The sequence below is a fragment of the Peribacillus frigoritolerans genome, assembly GCF_040250305.1.
Taxonomy (GTDB): Bacteria; Bacillota; Bacilli; order Bacillales; family DSM-1321; genus Peribacillus.
This window is the reverse complement of sequence record NZ_CP158190.1, coordinates 1904753-1920998: the sequence shown is the minus strand read 5'-3', so window position 1 is coordinate 1920998 and position 16246 is coordinate 1904753. Positions and strand designations below refer to the sequence as shown.

The following is a 16246-nucleotide window of genomic DNA, read 5'->3' as shown; positions in this document are numbered from 1 at the left end:
CTAGTCCTCCTCTTTTCTCTCTAAATTTATGTATTCGCCTTCACTGAAAAGCTTTCCTGCTATAAATCCAGATATTTCATGTATTTTTTTTGGAAAACCATCGAGATCGGTCATATCAAACCAATTTACATCCATTTTATTCCGAAACCAGGTCAATTGCCTTTTTGCATAACGACGGGAGTTTTGCTTTAATGTATCAACCGCTTCATCCAATGAAGCCATTCCATCAAAATAATCATAGATTTCTTTATAGCCTATTGCCTGGATCGATTGGCAATCCCTCAAACCTTTTTCATGAAATGACTCCACTTCAGAAATCAGCCCTTCTTCTACCATGACATCAACACGTTGATCGATGCGTTGATATAACTTTTCACGTTCCATTGTCAACCCAATGATGCACGTATCATATTTCAATTCTGTAGGCTGCTCATTCAGTTGTTCACTCATCGTTTTACCGGTACAATGAAAAATCTCAAGTGCCCTGATCACCCTTCTTATATTATTAGGATGAATTCGATTCGCGCTTTCCGGGTCAACGCTGCGTAATTGTTCAAAAACTGGATCGATTCCTGACTCCCTTACCTGTTTTTCGAGTCCCTCCCTATAAACAGGGTCGGATGGCGCCTCCGAAAATTGATAATCATAAATGACCGATTGTATGTATAATCCTGTTCCACCGACGATAATGGGGAGTTTACCTCTGCTTTGGATATCCTCAATACAAGCATTAGCTCGCTCCTGGAACTCCGCCGCACTAAATGGTTCATCCGGGTCTTTAATATCAAGTAAATAATGAGGAATTCCTTCTGTTTCTTCCTTCTTGATTTTTGCAGTCCCAATATCCATCCCTTTATAAACCTGCATGGAGTCTCCGCTAATAATTTCACCATTAAATAACTTTGCCATCTCAATGCTCATCTTTGTCTTCCCAACAGCAGTCGGTCCAATGATCACGAGAAGTTTTCCTTTTTGTTGTTTCACAATCTCACTGCCTTAATTGATTTTTTCCCTATCTTATCATAATCTCGAAGAAAGCAGCTAAACATCTACCCATTATGTCCAATTCAGGTACTTTTATTCAACTTTTCATCTTTATAACTCTTAGATAGTCAGAGTGTAAAATACCGAAAATGCATTTGAAGCTCATAGCTCCATTTGCGGACTGGGGAAAAATGAATCCCCTTCTCCTGATAGCATTGGATTCTAATCCCGATAATTGAATCATAAAAAAGGCATGATTCCTCCTGTATTTGAGGAATCATGCCTTTTTATCAATTTTCAATTTAGCCCATTTTTCCATTTACGGGTATGATCATCGTAACGATCGTTTCTTTTTCCGAGGATTGTACATGAATCTCTCCATCATATCTGTTCACTAAGTCTTTGACGATGAACAATCCTTGTCCGCGAACTTTGCCCTTTTGTGCCTTTTTGGTTGAAAAACCACTGGCGAATATATTCTCCAGATCTAATTCCGAAATCATTGGTCCGGTGTTGGTGACCATAAACGTATACTTTTCATCATCAGCTTTGCATGCAATATTCATTCGGCGTTCTTGCTCTGGCAATTCAATTGTTGCCTCAATAGCATTGTCGATAACATTTGATAATAATTTTATCAAATCGGTTGTTTTGACCCGATTGAAGGATTCGGGTGATACATCGATTTCAATATCGATGTTATAATTCTGGGCCGAGAGCCTTTTCGTCTCTAACAGGACGGATAAGCCTGGATGACTCACATCCAATTTCATCGATTCAATCGAATGCACTTCTTTTGAAAGACCTGTTAAGTATTCGAGTGCTTTTGCGTTCTCCTCTAATTTAAGCAGTCCATGTATCACCTGAATATGATTGGAAAAATCATGCCTTAATGAGCGGACTGAAGCAATGAGCGATTGAAATTCCGATTGATACGTATCTTCCGTATCCCCCACTTCACGTGTCAGTTCCTTTTGATACCATTTTTGAATGACAAAAAAGGTAACCAGAAGCATGATAACAAATCCACCATTATAAACAAGAATGGCAATGCTGCTTTTCAATACCTTGCCGTTAATTGCATTAATATCTTCTGCGCTCATATCAATGCCCAAAAAACCAATAATGTCGCCATCTTGATTTTTCATTGGCACTCCCACAGTCAAATACTCTCCATATTCCGGATCTTCTAGAATCCCGGTAATGAAGCTTTTCCCTTCATACGCCTGTTTGACCTGCTCCCGGGGAACAGTACATACACCACCAATAGGAAAATCCCCTTTATGATCTTTAGAAAATCCAGTGATCATAGCTTTAGATACTCGCGGATTATCAATCATGATGGTATAAACATATAATGCTCCTATTTTTTCACGGGCATCCTCTAAGTAAGCTTTTATATCCCTATAATCCCGGCTCTTTACTTGGTTATTAAGAAAACGCTGATAGGCCTCCTTATCCATCGAGTCGGCGATAGATCTAGCAGCTACCAAGTTTTGATTTGCAACGGATTTTTGTACAGAATTTTTAATGCTTAAATATGTTGAAAACATATTAAGAAGAATGAAAACAATCAATAAAAGAATGGTCAAATAAAGAAATGCCCTTAACTTTTTATTTTTCATAGGATTAAACTTACCTCATCTCTAGCAGCTAAAAGTTAACGAACCTATTCTGAGTTTACTATATAAAGTGTCAAAGAAATAGAGAAAAATCTAATATTCTCTGTAATCCCAGGCATATAATACTATAATTAATCAAGTAATTAACAGTTTACCCACTATTTTTTAATCATCTAACTTTTTATATTTTAATCTAAACCACTTTAACTATTAATCATTTCTAATAAATCATTTTATTTCCATATAAAAAATTATATCAGTATAATTACATATGTGAAAATGGAAAAAATTAATGATGTGGAGTCGATATTTTTGATTCAAATGAATAATTTTACCCTTTATATGAAAATATTACAAGAATCTAGAGGATTCATCTGTAAAATCACACCATAATTCATATAATTTGTGCAAAATAGCGGATCAATCCCCTTTCAATAGTACATATTAACTAATTTCTCATTAATGAAAACGCCATTTCCATGAGAAGATCTCCTGAATAAAAAAATGGAATCAGAGCCTGATCCCCCTGATTCCATTTACTATGATAGCTTTTATTTAATCGAATTGATGACTGCCCGCTCATACATCTTTTTAGTTACTTGATAACAGAGTAGTTGAAAAAGAAAATAAGTTGCGATGACGATGGCCGAATAGACAAACAAATTGGATCCCAATAAATTGCTTAATGCCACGTAGGCGACTATGGCATGAATCATTCCTATCAGAAAAGGAGCGAAAAAGAGAATCCGTATTTCCGCACTTAAAATTTGCCGTATTTCTTTTTTTGTCAGGCCCAATCGATGAAGAGCGTGAATTTGAATTTTTTTATCTTCTAAATTCGTAAAAACTCGCAGATACATCATGCTTCCTTGGACGATAAAGAATAATAAACTGACAAACAAGCCGATAAAAAGTATCAAAATGATAGGTATGAGGGAAACCATCGTTTGCTCCAAGTAAATCAGTTTTCTTAATTGGGATTTGGACATTCCAAGCAGTGTCAGCACCCCAAACTCTTTTTTCGCGGCTGTATAAATGCAGCATTCGAATAAGCGATAAAGAAAACTGAAAATATGATGATCACTATTTCAGCTGCAATGAGTCCCTTACCAATTAACTGTCCCCCAGGGATATTCGCATGGACCACATCTGGATGAAAGATAAATGATGCATAAATAAAAAAGATTGAGACCGAAAGGACAATACTGAAAAAATAAGCTAGATAACGTTGTGCATTTCCTTGGATATTTCTCTTAGCGAGAAGTCGGATGTTCATGATAGACTCCTCCCAAAACGCTTAACGTATCTAAAATCCTTTGGTGGAAGCTCTTTCTTTCCCCTACGTAGGACACTCTTTATTTTCGCCAGTACCATTTCCAAATGAAACGGTTTCGTTAAATAATCATCTCCCCCATATTCAATGGCCATGACTTGGTTCATTTCATCTGTCCTAGCAGAGATGAATATGATGTGAACCTTTGAAACCGTCCTTATTAGCCGGCACCAATGGAAACCATCAAAATAGTGCAGATTAATATCCAATAAAACCAAATCTGGCTTTATCTCTTGGAACTCCGCAAAGACTTGGTCCAGTTGATTCACTTCAAAAACCTCATACCCATACCTTTTTAAGTAATTGACCAAGATTCCAGCTATTTTGGAATCGTCTTCAACCAATAATATTTTATACATCTTTTTCTCCTCATTAACATGACAATAAAAAACCTTGAATGGTATGAGCCAATCAAGGGGATTACAATAAAATTAGATTTCCTCCGGGATTTTCAATCCCTCAATGAAGGACTGAAAACTCGATGCAACTTTATAAATATTTTCATCCTGGCTTGATGGATCCGAATACCAACCCTGATCCCAGAAGTAAACTCCCTTTTCCTCTTCATTATTTATCAGCAAGATTTTACCTGCACATGTAGCATTACCTATTATAATGCAATTCTTATGTAAGTCATCTCTGTTTTCTTCATGCCATTTCCGTAAATCCAGTTCTTTATCTTGAAGCTCTAATCCATAAAGTACATTTAAGCAAACGAGTGTGTCTAATCCATCTACATAAAACTTACAGTTTTGGACCGCCGTTGTGCCGCCATTATGCTTAAGGAGAAATTGTTGATAATCTGCAGGGATTTCAAAACCCACAAATTTCTGAAAATTATTCACTGCTTCTTGTGTCGCTTTGCCATATCCAGTAATATTAACCATTGTATCGACTCCATTTCCATTTAATTGATAATCTTATTCTATTAGGCTATTTCACTTGCTATTCGCTGCATATAAAATGGCCAGGTCCTACACTCCATTTATGGAGATCCTTTAAAAATAAATTATTCATTATTATTTAGAAAATAATACTTTTTTTAAATATATTAACATAATTTTACTATCCTTTTCAGTATTTTCTGATATATTTTTTGACAATTTCGTTTCTTTTCATAAAAAAATAGCTTATTTAAAAGAAGTTTTTGTCGAAAAATCGATAAATCGAATAATTCGTAGATAAATCAGGAGTTTTCGATGATATATCTCCATTTTCGAAGATATATTCCCGATATCGCAGATAAAAATATTATTCTATAAAAAAGGCGCCCACTTCCTCTTCAAGGTTGGGCGCCTTTTACAACTCAGATAATTTTATAGTCATCATAAGTAATTAATAACCTGCTCATAGAAACTGTCTCAGCACGTAGCTTATTCTTATCACGACAATAAGCAATGATGGAACTATTGGGAATTTTAGCTGTACAATTCCATTTACTATATTTTTCATTGTACTTAGAGGATATTTCAATATTCTCACCACGGATCTTTAAAATCCTGCGTTCTACCAAAGGCATCATCTCCAATTCCGATAATATTATTTACCCTAAATCAGATAAAATATTCTTCGGTCTCATTCAAGCATGGCATACTCAAAGATTATGGACATTATAGATAGGAAATGAGAAAGAAAGTATTATCATCAGAATAATCTTAATATTTTCTCGGAATATTAAGATAAATCTCGAAACACACCTAAAAACTTTTATTTATAACTATAAAAATTATATTCGTATCACAAAAGAAATATTTGAAATTAAGAGATTAGAGTCGTATGATTAGTAGTATCGGCGGAAAACACATAAATCAAAATAAATAAGTTTAAAGGGGAATTAGATATGGTAGATGTAGCCACAAAACCTGAACATGAAACACTTAATATTTCTGCAAACCAAGAACAATTGGATATCCTAGATCAGCTTTTAAAGCCTGAGGTTCAGGAATCATTGAACACTTTAGTTGAGCAGTTACCAAAACTGACTGAGTTAGTGAATATTTTAACAAAGTCTTATGATTTCGCTCAATCGGTTGCGACTGATGATGTTTTGAAAAATGATACGGTCAGCGCCATTTCGGAGATCGCTACACCTGTAGTGGGCTCAGTGAAAGGGCTTGCGGCTAATGCCATTGAAGCTAAGGATCGTGCAGAAGCGAATACTGATGTGATCGGTCTTTTTGGTCTGTTAAGAATGATGAAAGATCCGCAAGCACAAAAGCTTTTCCGTTTCGCCCAAGCTTTTCTTGAAGTCTCTTCAGAACGTAAAAACCAAAAATAATTTGATAAACTTTCAATCAGTAAGGACGGGGGATTAACTATGTCAAAACAAATCGTCATCTTAGGTGCGGGTTACGCTGGATTGCTATCTGCCTTATCCGTACGTGAATATTACAAAAGAGATGAAGTGCAGGTTACAGTGGTGAACCAATTTCCAACGCACCAAATCATCACCGAATTGCACCGTCTTGCAGGCGGATCCATTTCCGAACAAGCCGTTTCCATTCCGTTGGAAAAGCTTTTCAAAGGAAAAGATATCGACCTTGTCATTTCCAAAGTGGAGTCTTTCTCAGTCGATAACAAAGAAGTGAAACTTGCCAATGGTTCCACTTTATCTTATGATGCCCTGGTCGTTGCTTTGGGAAGCCAAACAGGATTCTTCGGCATTCCGGGACTTGAGGAAAACAGCATGGTCTTGAAATCCGTAAATGATGCAAACAAGATCTACAAACATATCGAAGATCGCATTCGCGAATATGCACAAACAAATAATGAAGCGGACGCAACCATCGTGATCGGCGGCGGCGGATTGACGGGCGTCGAGCTAATCGGTGAAATCGTGGATCACTTCCCTAAAATCGCTAAAAAGTTCGGAGTGGACTTCAAGGACTTGAAAATCAAGCTTGTGGAAGCTGGTCCAAAAATCCTTCCGGTCCTGCCTGACCACTTAATCGAACGTGCGATGACAAGCTTGGAAGCACGCGGCGTTGAGTTCTTGACAGGTCTGCCTGTAACGGGTGTTAAAGGCAATCAAATCGAATTGAAAGATGGACAAACGATAACGGCCAATACGCTTGTTTGGACAGGTGGAGTTGCGGCTCTTCCTGTCGTAGGCGAATCAGGCCTTGAAGTGGACCGCGGCAAAGCAACCGTTAATGAGTATTTGCAATCCAAATCCCATAAAGACGTATTCGTTGTCGGAGACAGTGCCGTTGCTTTCCCTCCAGAAGGCGGCCGTCCATACGCACCTACTGCTCAAAATGCTTGGCAAATGGGTGAGCTTGTTGGTTACAACCTATTTGCAGCCTTTGAAGGCAAGAAACTTGAAGCATTTTCACCTGTAAACTCAGGTACACTTGCGAGCCTTGGCCGTAAGGATGCGGTGGCAACGGTTGGGGCCAATAACACGTCCCTTAAAGGCCTTCCGGCTACATTGATGAAAGAAGCAAGTAATGTTCGCTATCTATCACACATTAAAGCCCTATTCAGCTTGGCTTATTAATTTTAAGATAAAGCACTCATTGAATTTAAAAGGACCATTCATCATTTGGATGAATGGTCCTCTTTTGCAATTAAAGGGCTATATTTATCGAAATCAAATGTTAACCTGGTTGATGCTGAATCTAAGGAAAAATCCCTCAGGTAATTTTGCATTTGTCAAGATCCGGGTTTCTTTTAAGCGTTTATGATTATATGAGGAGACTTCCATCAATTCTTCATCCATATAAGCAGGATGAGTCATTATCTCCACGCTCGCCCCATCCATTACCCTCCCCTTCAAGTTTTGAAAGTAATCTTCAACCACCATTTCTCCATAAAAATCATCCAGGAATACATCTGTAACGGTTTGAATCCCAGTAAGGTGCCTTCCGGCATTTCGCACTGGCAATCCATATTTATCTGACAGCTTTTTAATAACCGGTAGAAATGCTGTGATCCCATGTACATGATGATGGCTGTCAAAATGAGTCGGGAATAGACCAAATTCCAAGAATCTTTCGATTTGTGCTGACCACTCCCTCTCCAATTCGCTCAAGGAAATACCGGCAGGATCCCCATATACCAACCCTTGCTTCTTAAAGAAACCAGATTCACCAACCAAACTCGGAACATCACTCAACAAAGGTTTCCCCCATGTCAGCACTAAGTGTATACCTACCTTCAACGATGGTGTCTTCTTGGCGATTTCAATCGCATGCTCCGTTGCTTTGGCATTCATCATGATCGTTGCTGAATTGACAATTCCATATTTGTGGCTATCCAAAATCCCATAATTCACCGCTTTAGTTAACCCGAAATCATCTGCATTTACAAGGACTTCAATCATGATAAATTATCCTGCAACTCCTTTTTTTCAAAAAACTGCGGCAGATAATCTTTATGTGCCTCCAGCATTTCGTCTAAGATAAGTTTTGCAACCCGGTCACTTGGAACGAGTGGATTGATCGTCATGGCAAGCAACGCAGTATCATAGTCCCCCGAAATTGCAGCTTCAATAGCTACCCTTTCAAAGGATTTGATTTGCTGGATTAATCCGCGGACAGCGACAGGAAGCTCTCCTACATTGATCGGCTTAGGACCATCCTTAGTTATCACGCAACTGGTTTCGATCGCCGAGCCGTAAGGAATTCCTTCAATCGCACCATGGTTGACCGTATTTACCGCTTGAATATCTCGCTTATCCGTATGCATCGAGCAAATCAACCGGACAGCCGCATCGCTGTAGTACGCACCTCCGCGCTCTTCAAGCTGCGGCGGCTTGATAGCCAGATCCTGGTCTTTGTATAGCTCGAATAAACCTGCTTCAAGTCTTTGAACGACCTCTGCACGTGTTTCCCCTTTTTCTGCATCCTTCAATTCTTGGGCCAGCACATCTCCCGTTTTGTAATAGTAGTTGTGGTATGGACATGGAAACAGGTTTAACGCTCTGAGGAATTCCGGCTCCCAGCCCATTGCATGGATATTCTTCATCGTGACAGCTTTAGCTGGATCCGTAATCAAATTGATGATTTGATCTTTGACACTCTCGCCATCAACGAATACATCCAATCCGTAAACCATATGGTTCAAGCCGGCAAAGTCGATCCGGACTCTTGATGGCTCTACATCCATCAAATCCGCAACACCTCGTTCCATACCAATCGGCACATTGCAAAGTCCGATGATTTTGGAAATATTACTGTGACGCAGAACTGCTTCCGTTACCATTCCAGCAGGATTCGTGAAGTTAATCAGCCATGCTTCCGGACATAATTCCTCCATTTCATGAGCAATATCCAGAATGACGGGAATCGTTCTAAAAGCCTTGAAAAGCCCTCCAGGTCCATTCGTCTCCTGTCCGATCACTCCGTGTTTCAATGGAATCTTTTCATCAAGTGCCCTTGCTGCGAGCTGGCCAACCCGCAGCTGGGTTGTTACATAATCAGCGCCTTTAAGCGCTTTCTTTCTATCTAGCGTGAGGTGTACATCAATATTCACACCGGCCTTTTCAATCATCCTTCTTGCCAAATTCCCGACAATTTCAAGCTTTTCCTTTCCCGCTTCGATGTCCACGAGCCAAATTTCACTCACGGGAAGTTCTTCATGATATTTGATGAAACCTTCGATCAGTTCTGGCGTATAGCTCGATCCTCCGCCAATCGTGACAACCTTCAGCCCCTTGCTCATTCGGCAGTCCTCTCCTTCACAACATTTGCATGTAAGAATTCTTCGCGTAGATCGATCATTTCCATTGCAAGATCCTTTACTGTCATCGCCGTCATTAAATGATCTTGTGCATGCACTAGGATGATGGGAAGATCAAAATGGTCCCCGCCCGCTTCAGCATGGATTAATTGGGTTTGGTATTTATGGGCCTGCAGTAATTCCGTTTCCGCCTCGGCGATTTTCAAACGGGCAGAATCAAAATTCTTTTTCTTTGCTTCCTGCAACGCTTCCATTGCAAAGCTTCTCGCATTCCCACTATATAAAATCAATTGAAAGGATAGTTGGTATAATTCTTCTTTTTCCATTTTCATCACTACTTTCTTAAACGCTTAGCGTTTCTGAATCTTTTGTAAGCTTTGTTTCATTTTTGGTGTCTATCTTCACTTGAGCATAAACGAATGGTAAATAAATAGCTGTTGAAATGACTAGATTGATTGCAGCCAAAACCGCTCCAGATACATGTCCGCCCGTGGCCAGGAATCCACCCACAATCGGTGGGGTAACCCATGGAATCTTAGCGACGATCGGGAAAACCATTCCGCTGCTTACCGCGATATAAGAGATCACCGTTGTAATTACCGGGCCGAGAACAAATGGGATGAACCACATTGGATTCAGAACGATAGGCAATCCGAAAAGAATGGGTTCGTTAATCTGGAACACTCCTGGTGCCCCTCCGAGTGCAATCATCTGTTTATACCGTTTCCGGCCGGCAATGATCATTGCAATGATGAGGCCCAATGTTGCACCAGATCCGCCTAAATAAACAAATGCATCCAGGAAAGAACCAGCCAATACCCCGTATTGGTCCATGTCTTTGACACCTTTTGCATATAAATCGATATTTTTCACTCCCGAACTTTCAAAAAGCGGTGTCGTTATCCCACCAAGGATATTGGGTCCATGCAAACCGATCATCCATAATAAATGAACAAGAAATACTAGTAAAATAGCGAATGGCAATGAATCTACTGCACTTTGTAATGGAGATACAATCACTTTACTCAACCAGTCATTCAATACCTGCCCATCCGTAGCTTTACGGAATAGCAGTCCGAATATACCAGCGATAAAGATCGTTGCCATACCCGGCACTAACTTTGCAAATGAACGGGCAACCGCAGGAGGTACCCCATCAGGAAGCTTGATGACTAAATACTTCACTCGGGAAAGTCTCACAAATATTTCAGTGGCTATCAAGGCAACGACAATTCCTGTAAAGAGGGCTGTAGCATTAAAATAGTTCACGCTTACAAAACCCCAGGCCCCTCCAGTAACATCCTTATCATCGATGGTTAAAGTGACATTTCCGATTTGAGGCAATAGTAAGAAGAAACAGGCTGCAGATACCAGCATCGCTTCAAAACCATCGTCACCGTATGATCGCGCCAATTTATAAGAGATGCCGAATACAGCGAATACAGTCATGAATGCAAAGGTTCCAAACCAAATATCACCGCCGAGCGTATTCCATGCAGGACCGAAGATGGCCTCCATCATTCTTCCGTAAGGCTTGATGACTTGCCCTAGATTATTAAACAGGACGGCGAATGACCCGATCATTGTAATCGCTATCATTCCAATCAATGCGTCACGAATTGCAAGCAAATGCCGGTTATTTCCTACCTTTACCGCCCCAGGCATAATATACTTATCAATAAAAGTCATCATATCCTTATTCTCCTTTTATTAAAGTAGTGGCTTGTTTTAGCACTTCTTCACCATTACATAGTCCATAGAACATTGGATTGATGGTTGCGACTGGAATTCCCTTTTCTTTCCCCGCTTCCTGTAGCTTGGAAAGAAGATATCTAACCTGAGGACCTAATAAAATCACATCCGCCTTATCTATTTCATTGTTCACTTCTGTAGAACCAACCGCCCATATATGACACTCTACCCCTTGTTTTTTAGCACTTTCCTCCATCTTGGTAACTAATAAACTAGTAGACATCCCTGCAGAACAACATAATAAGATATTCATTGAAATTACCCCCCCTTTTTAATAATTGATTATTCAGTATTTTTAAGTAAGACTAAATCGCATTTTTATAATAATCGATGTTACTTTTTTATCACTTCCCTTGGAATGAAATGGGTATTATTGCCTCCATACATACATTGTAGTTACAAATTAAAAAAATATCAACACAATTTTTAATTTGTTACTACAAATTTGTGAATTAAAGTTGATTATTGAACTTATCCGAGATAATCTATATGTATATATTGGGAATGAACATAGGAGGAATCACTGTGGAGACCATGAATAAAGAAGCGGCATTGCATTCCATAGTTAAGGAATCGATTATCGATCTCATAAAAAATGGCGAATATCAAACAAATACAAAATTACCGACTGAGGCCGAATTTTGTAAAATATACGGAGTAAGCAGGACAACAGTTCGCACAGCCTTACAGCAATTGAACGTCGAAGGCTACATCTACCGTGTTCAGGGCAAAGGGACTTTCGTTTCGGAAAATAAAGTGAAGCAATTTCTTTCAAGCACGGTTGAAAAGTTTTCTGAGCAAGTCACGATGCAAGGAAAAAACCCTTCTACAAAGGTCATTAGCTTAAAGGTGATTGAAGCAAATGCTACCCTTGCCAAGCTTTTCAAACAAAATATTGGAGACCCCGTAAATAAACTGGAACGGATACGTTACGTAAACGACATCCCCCTTCAATATGAAATTGCTTTTCTCCCTTGGTATAAAACACCCGGGCTTAATATCGAAGCCTGCGAAAAATCACTCTTTAAAGTACTTGAGACACAATTCAATTTAAAAGTAAAAAAAACGGTCGAACACTTGGAGTTTTCACTTGCCGACGATTCCATTTCTGACAAATTGGACGTACCGAACGGCTCACCTTGTTTTTCATTGGAAACTTACACATATGAGAATGACGGATCGGTCATTGAATTCTCAAAAACTCTCTTTAGAGCCGATCGTGCGCACTTTGTCATCGAGCGAAACTATTGAATATTATTATATAAAAATAAGACGGCTGCCTTATTGATTAAGGCAGCCATTTTTTTTGTGTACTACGGCACTTTGATTCTAATTCAGTATGCTCTCACACCGAACCATGATTTTAAAAGAGACTTTTTTATCCTTTACGCTTTACCTTTTTATGGATAAAGCCCTCATTGGATTGAAGAAATTTGCGACACTCCTGCCGAATAACTGGCTAGCCGACACCCCACAGCCGCTTGCATTGATGAGGCCTTGCAGACAGTCGGCGGACAGGGCACGGTAAATTAAGTAATAGTAAGCCTTTTTCTATCGCATAAGTTGAAGTTCGTGAATGAAATCGAGGCAAAACCAAGATTAAAAGAGAAAATCGGAATCCGCTACTGCATTTCACTTCACCTTCCTCAAGGAATTGTCGTTAAGTCTACATCCCCCCTTTTTCTGCATACCGGATCCCTTTGGCTCATTGTTTCCAAGTCCAAATAAACTTCAGTATGAAAATGCCCCCAATTAATTCATTGAGGGCATTTCTACATTATCTTAGAATAGCGGGTCCTTTTTCCCATGGCTCAAGCTGAATTTTACTTACTCCCCATTCTGATTAAGCCATTTTTTTGTGACTACTATCATTTCTTCTTGTTGTTTCTTAGCCGAGATAGTCGCTTCATTATCTCCCTTTTGCTTTCCGTATACTCCAAATTGACCGTGGTTTCCCCCTGCTATCTTATGCATGTTTGCCTCTTTAGATAGTAAGTGCTTTGTCTCCTCAATCTTCTCTAATGTAGATAGCCCATCATGTTCTGCATATAACGATAGCATAGGAACTTTCATTTTTGAAAAGTCATTTGAGTTACTGGGATATGAACCGAGGAGGATAATCCCTTCCACCTCTTTTGGATTTTCATAAGCATATGCGGAGGCGGCTACTCCTCCTAACGAGTGTCCAGCAACGTACCATTTCTCCACAGCTGGATATGCATCTTTAGCTTCCACCGCTTTATTTTTATCAAACAAAGCGAAATTGAACCTCACATCTGGGATAACGACTGTATATCCCTCTTTCGATAATTCTTTTGCATAATATCCGTATGCTTCCGGCTCAACCTTGGCACCTGGATACAGGACAATGCCCACTTTCTTAGTTTTTGTTGGTTCAAATGTGACAAACCCATTTTCCTTTGTTATATTCCTCTTTCCAACTAACGCATACAATTCATCTGATGGTTTGTATGTTTGTTCTGACCATATGTAAAAGCCGCCGAAAGCGATAATCATTAATGCAATTATACTAACGAGAATATATTTAATAACTTTTTTCATTTTATACCTCACTGTTCCTAAAATTTATTTCTAGGTGATGTTACGAACACACACAGCTACTAGTATTGCTTTTCATTCACCCTGTCCTTATGGGCTATATAAAACGAACATTACATCTAACTTCCTTCTCTTTTGAATATTTTATGTCATTTTCCTCATGTAGACGGATATGTCATCTCTACTTAGACTAAAAAAGAAACAAGGTGCGAAATGTGCTGGTTATTAACGATTATATAGGCTTTCCTTTATCACAGTTTTGCGTGCTTATTTATTTTCTTCTCAGGAAAAGGAGGATTATCTCTATCATTTTCAAGTCTTATAGTTACCTTTAGGCTGGTCTCGTTTGGATTATCACATATTTACTTGCTGTGCTATGTCTCACCTTATTAGGTGTAACCCCCCTGTACGAATCTTCTCTCTCTTTGTTTGGATGCCAGCTATCGATCATTGCCACATGTTTTTTGACACGTAGTTCGTCAAGTCCACATTGGGAGTTATTACACAATCTGTACACGTATTTCTATGGGCATTTTTCATGCTATGCTTCCATTCTTGTTTAAATATAAAGTTTCTTATGTAGTCCTTTGATACTTATAAAAACCACATATAAAGCCTACCCATTATATTCTCCGATATAGATATTTACAATCTTTCCTGAATATGAATTTCACATTAAACTAAAATTATATTTAAATGGCACTTTTATTTAAAGTTATTTTTTGTGATATGTTTTGTTCTATTATAGTATGGAAAAAACAAAATAGGGGGTGAAGTAGTTGGATACTATTTTATATTTTTGTTATTCAATCATTTATATTATTCTTTTTATCATGGGAATGATGTTACTTCGACAGGACCGTAAACTCTTTTCGTATTCAAGCTTTCTTCTTCTAGTTACTTTCGGGCTTATCGTGGATAACTTAATTATTGCCTCTGGAAAGTTCATTGGTGATAGCCCTTTGTTAGAGTCATTAAATGCATTACGTTTCTGGAGTCATGGATTTATCACTCCCACATTGATCTTGTTTGGATGGGGAATGGCGAAAAGGATACATATTCCTTTTACAAAAAAAATGATAGCACCCTACTTTTTCCTTTTCCTTACAGCTGGGCTTATCATCTATGAATTTATTGAAAATATGCATAAGACATTTGTACCAATCTACGAGTATGGTGTTTTAAGATATGTTAGTGAGGAATCTTCAGGCCCGCCTTTAATGGTGCTTATTGTAACCTTTATATTATTGGTGATTAGCATCTACATATTTATAAGAACACGTTGGATTTGGATGCTTTTAGGAGTTATAGTCATGATAGCTGGAAGTGCCATCCCTATTCCCATAAAAAGTTCGGCTGTTACCAATGCATTTGAATTAATTTTTTTATGTTTACTATGGCTTACAAACTATAAACTAGAACCTCGCTCCCCACAAACAAAGTGATTCATCCTTAGAAATAGAAGAGCATAAAACTAAAGATAAAAAATGGAATAGGAGCATGCAAAAAGAAAAAAAGTAATAAGGATTTTACAATATGCTTTAGATTAAGCACCTTTATTGACTTCACTCATTGCACCCAAGCATCATTGAAATATCGCTTGGGTGCTTTTAATATTTGCTTGATTATCACCAAAAAACGAGTATCCATTCAAATTAACAATTGGTATATGACGAATTTTTCAGAAGGATTAGATTCTGTCAGGCCAGGTAACATCACCTCGTCTTTCAGCTCGAAGGCGGTTTGATTTTCGAGGAAAAAAATATAATCCTGTGAAGCATAAAATAATATCAGTTCGATTTGGCGCGGTTCTTTTTCAAAGGAAAGCAATATGTTATTGATGATTTTCATGAAGATCTGTACCGAAAACGGGTTAAAGAAATAAAAGCGATTGTCTTTCGTATCGATATCATATTCTTCCGCCAAACAGCAGTGGAATTCTATATTGCCATCGATGTTTTTCCTTTTCTTCACGTAGTCATTCAGATTCTCGATCGCTTCTTTATAGAAATTTTCATTCATCTCCACGCCAACCACAGATGATTGATATAAATGATGGATGAAAAAATTCAAGCGGCCTTTACCGCATCCAAAATCCACAATGCGATCATTTCTTTTCAGTGCATATTTTTTGAATAAATGTTCTAATGCGCTGTAAGGCGTAGGTTCGTATCGGTGGTAATGCAAGGAATCATTGAATTTTTTTTGTTCACCTTCCGTTTTGATGTTCAGCATTTCGTCATAATTCGTTTCTTCCATTGTTAATGCACCTGCTTCATGGTTTTTCAATAAAGGGCTTCCTAACTAAAAACCC

The 16246-nt window shown here is 38.5% G+C and carries 16 protein-coding genes and 1 pseudogene; 4 read left to right on the top strand and 13 right to left on the bottom strand.

What is annotated here, in order from left to right; translation table 11 throughout:
- The 6 genes and pseudogenes from miaA to ABOA58_RS09490 form a co-directional block, all read right to left on the bottom strand.
- Positions 1–921: a tRNA (adenosine(37)-N6)-dimethylallyltransferase MiaA gene (gene miaA / locus ABOA58_RS09515; protein ID WP_434547788.1), complete on the bottom strand. Its 921-nt coding sequence runs from the start codon at positions 919–921 to the stop codon at positions 1–3.
- Between the two features lie 365 nt (positions 922–1286).
- Complete coding sequence (locus ABOA58_RS09510) at positions 1287–2609, bottom strand: sensor histidine kinase (protein WP_350302073.1); 1323 nt, start codon at positions 2607–2609, stop codon at positions 1287–1289.
- A 548-nt stretch (positions 2610–3157) separates the two neighbouring features.
- The gene (locus ABOA58_RS09505) at positions 3158–3613 is read right to left on the bottom strand and encodes an FtsX-like permease family protein (protein ID WP_350302072.1); all 456 of its coding nucleotides are present in this window, start codon (positions 3611–3613) and stop codon (positions 3158–3160) included.
- Positions 3607–3882, bottom strand: a complete 276-nt coding sequence (locus ABOA58_RS09500) for a hypothetical protein (RefSeq protein ID WP_350302071.1) — start codon at positions 3880–3882, stop codon at positions 3607–3609. The genes ABOA58_RS09505 and ABOA58_RS09500 overlap by 7 nt, the downstream gene beginning before the upstream one ends.
- 41 nt (positions 3883–3923) lie before the next feature.
- Positions 3924–4298, bottom strand: a pseudogene (locus ABOA58_RS09495) (response regulator); the annotation flags it as partial.
- 72 nt (positions 4299–4370) lie between these two features.
- Positions 4371–4826: an SMI1/KNR4 family protein gene (locus ABOA58_RS09490; RefSeq protein WP_350302070.1), complete on the bottom strand. Its 456-nt coding sequence runs from the start codon at positions 4824–4826 to the stop codon at positions 4371–4373.
- A 953-nt stretch (positions 4827–5779) separates the two neighbouring features.
- On the opposite strand from ABOA58_RS09490, the gene ABOA58_RS09485 reads away from it, so the two are divergent.
- Both ABOA58_RS09485 and ABOA58_RS09480 read left to right on the top strand, forming a co-directional pair.
- Complete coding sequence (locus ABOA58_RS09485) at positions 5780–6217, top strand: DUF1641 domain-containing protein (RefSeq protein ID WP_061462494.1); 438 nt, start codon at positions 5780–5782, stop codon at positions 6215–6217.
- A gap of 39 nt (positions 6218–6256) precedes the next feature.
- A complete protein-coding gene (locus tag ABOA58_RS09480) occupies positions 6257–7438 on the top strand; it encodes an NAD(P)/FAD-dependent oxidoreductase (protein WP_350301444.1) in 1182 nt (393 codons plus the stop codon).
- A 93-nt stretch (positions 7439–7531) separates the two neighbouring features.
- Here ABOA58_RS09480 and chbG read toward each other — a convergent pair whose 3' ends face one another.
- Genes chbG through ABOA58_RS09455 form a run of 5 tightly spaced genes read right to left on the bottom strand, consistent with a single transcriptional unit; the run spans position 7532 to position 11626 of the window.
- Positions 7532–8263 (bottom strand): chitin disaccharide deacetylase, encoded by a 732-nt coding sequence (gene chbG / locus ABOA58_RS09475; RefSeq protein ID WP_350302069.1) that lies wholly within the window; start codon positions 8261–8263, stop codon positions 7532–7534.
- The gene (locus tag ABOA58_RS09470; RefSeq protein WP_350302068.1) at positions 8260–9603 is read right to left on the bottom strand and encodes a 6-phospho-beta-glucosidase; all 1344 of its coding nucleotides are present in this window, start codon (positions 9601–9603) and stop codon (positions 8260–8262) included. The genes chbG and ABOA58_RS09470 overlap by 4 nt, the downstream gene beginning before the upstream one ends.
- Positions 9600–9947 carry a PTS lactose/cellobiose transporter subunit IIA gene (locus ABOA58_RS09465; RefSeq protein WP_289317078.1) on the bottom strand — a complete coding sequence of 116 codons (348 nt, stop codon included), beginning with the start codon at positions 9945–9947 and terminating at the stop codon, positions 9600–9602. Before ABOA58_RS09465 ends, ABOA58_RS09470 begins: the two co-directional genes overlap by 4 nt.
- A gap of 16 nt (positions 9948–9963) precedes the next feature.
- A complete protein-coding gene (locus ABOA58_RS09460) occupies positions 9964–11313 on the bottom strand; it encodes a PTS sugar transporter subunit IIC (protein ID WP_350302067.1) in 1350 nt (449 codons plus the stop codon).
- A 4-nt stretch (positions 11314–11317) separates the two neighbouring features.
- Positions 11318–11626, bottom strand: coding sequence for a PTS sugar transporter subunit IIB (locus ABOA58_RS09455; RefSeq protein WP_048684685.1), 309 nt, complete (start codon positions 11624–11626; stop codon positions 11318–11320).
- Positions 11627–11907: 281 nt separating this feature from the next.
- Between ABOA58_RS09455 and ABOA58_RS09450 the strand changes: the two genes are divergently transcribed.
- On the top strand, positions 11908–12624 hold the full coding sequence (locus ABOA58_RS09450; protein ID WP_350302834.1) for a GntR family transcriptional regulator: 717 nt from the start codon (positions 11908–11910) through the stop codon (positions 12622–12624).
- Positions 12625–13200: 576 nt separating this feature from the next.
- On the opposite strand, the gene ABOA58_RS09445 is transcribed toward ABOA58_RS09450, so the two are convergent.
- The gene (locus ABOA58_RS09445) at positions 13201–13935 is read right to left on the bottom strand and encodes an alpha/beta fold hydrolase (RefSeq protein ID WP_350302066.1); all 735 of its coding nucleotides are present in this window, start codon (positions 13933–13935) and stop codon (positions 13201–13203) included.
- Between the two features lie 776 nt (positions 13936–14711).
- On the opposite strand from ABOA58_RS09445, the gene ABOA58_RS09440 reads away from it, so the two are divergent.
- A complete protein-coding gene (locus ABOA58_RS09440) occupies positions 14712–15377 on the top strand; it encodes a hypothetical protein (RefSeq protein WP_350302065.1) in 666 nt (221 codons plus the stop codon).
- A 205-nt stretch (positions 15378–15582) separates the two neighbouring features.
- Here the strand turns inward: ABOA58_RS09440 and ABOA58_RS09435 are convergent, their stop codons facing one another.
- Positions 15583–16191, bottom strand: coding sequence for a methyltransferase (locus ABOA58_RS09435; protein WP_350302833.1), 609 nt, complete (start codon positions 16189–16191; stop codon positions 15583–15585).
- Between the last annotated feature and the right edge of the window lie 55 nt (positions 16192–16246).

What these genes read in the sequence shown, in the direction of transcription:
- miaA (WP_434547788.1), bottom strand. Translation starts at nt 921, where the DNA reads ATGAGCATTGAGATGGCAAAGTTATTTAATGGTGAAATTATTAGCGGA.
- ABOA58_RS09510 (WP_350302073.1), bottom strand. Translation starts at nt 2,609, where the DNA reads ATGAAAAATAAAAAGTTAAGGGCATTTCTTTATTTGACCATTCTTTTA.
- ABOA58_RS09500 (WP_350302071.1), bottom strand. Translation starts at nt 3,882, where the DNA reads ATGAACATCCGACTTCTCGCTAAGAGAAATATCCAAGGAAATGCACAA.
- ABOA58_RS09490 (WP_350302070.1), bottom strand. Translation starts at nt 4,826, where the DNA reads ATGGTTAATATTACTGGATATGGCAAAGCGACACAAGAAGCAGTGAAT.
- ABOA58_RS09485 (WP_061462494.1), top strand. Translation starts at nt 5,780, where the DNA reads ATGGTAGATGTAGCCACAAAACCTGAACATGAAACACTTAATATTTCT.
- ABOA58_RS09480 (WP_350301444.1), top strand. Translation starts at nt 6,257, where the DNA reads ATGTCAAAACAAATCGTCATCTTAGGTGCGGGTTACGCTGGATTGCTA.
- chbG (WP_350302069.1), bottom strand. Translation starts at nt 8,263, where the DNA reads ATGATTGAAGTCCTTGTAAATGCAGATGATTTCGGGTTAACTAAAGCG.
- ABOA58_RS09470 (WP_350302068.1), bottom strand. Translation starts at nt 9,603, where the DNA reads ATGAGCAAGGGGCTGAAGGTTGTCACGATTGGCGGAGGATCGAGCTAT.
- ABOA58_RS09465 (WP_289317078.1), bottom strand. Translation starts at nt 9,947, where the DNA reads ATGGAAAAAGAAGAATTATACCAACTATCCTTTCAATTGATTTTATAT.
- ABOA58_RS09460 (WP_350302067.1), bottom strand. Translation starts at nt 11,313, where the DNA reads ATGATGACTTTTATTGATAAGTATATTATGCCTGGGGCGGTAAAGGTA.
- ABOA58_RS09455 (WP_048684685.1), bottom strand. Translation starts at nt 11,626, where the DNA reads ATGAATATCTTATTATGTTGTTCTGCAGGGATGTCTACTAGTTTATTA.
- ABOA58_RS09450 (WP_350302834.1), top strand. Translation starts at nt 11,908, where the DNA reads ATGAATAAAGAAGCGGCATTGCATTCCATAGTTAAGGAATCGATTATC.
- ABOA58_RS09445 (WP_350302066.1), bottom strand. Translation starts at nt 13,935, where the DNA reads ATGAAAAAAGTTATTAAATATATTCTCGTTAGTATAATTGCATTAATG.
- ABOA58_RS09435 (WP_350302833.1), bottom strand. Translation starts at nt 16,191, where the DNA reads ATGGAAGAAACGAATTATGACGAAATGCTGAACATCAAAACGGAAGGT.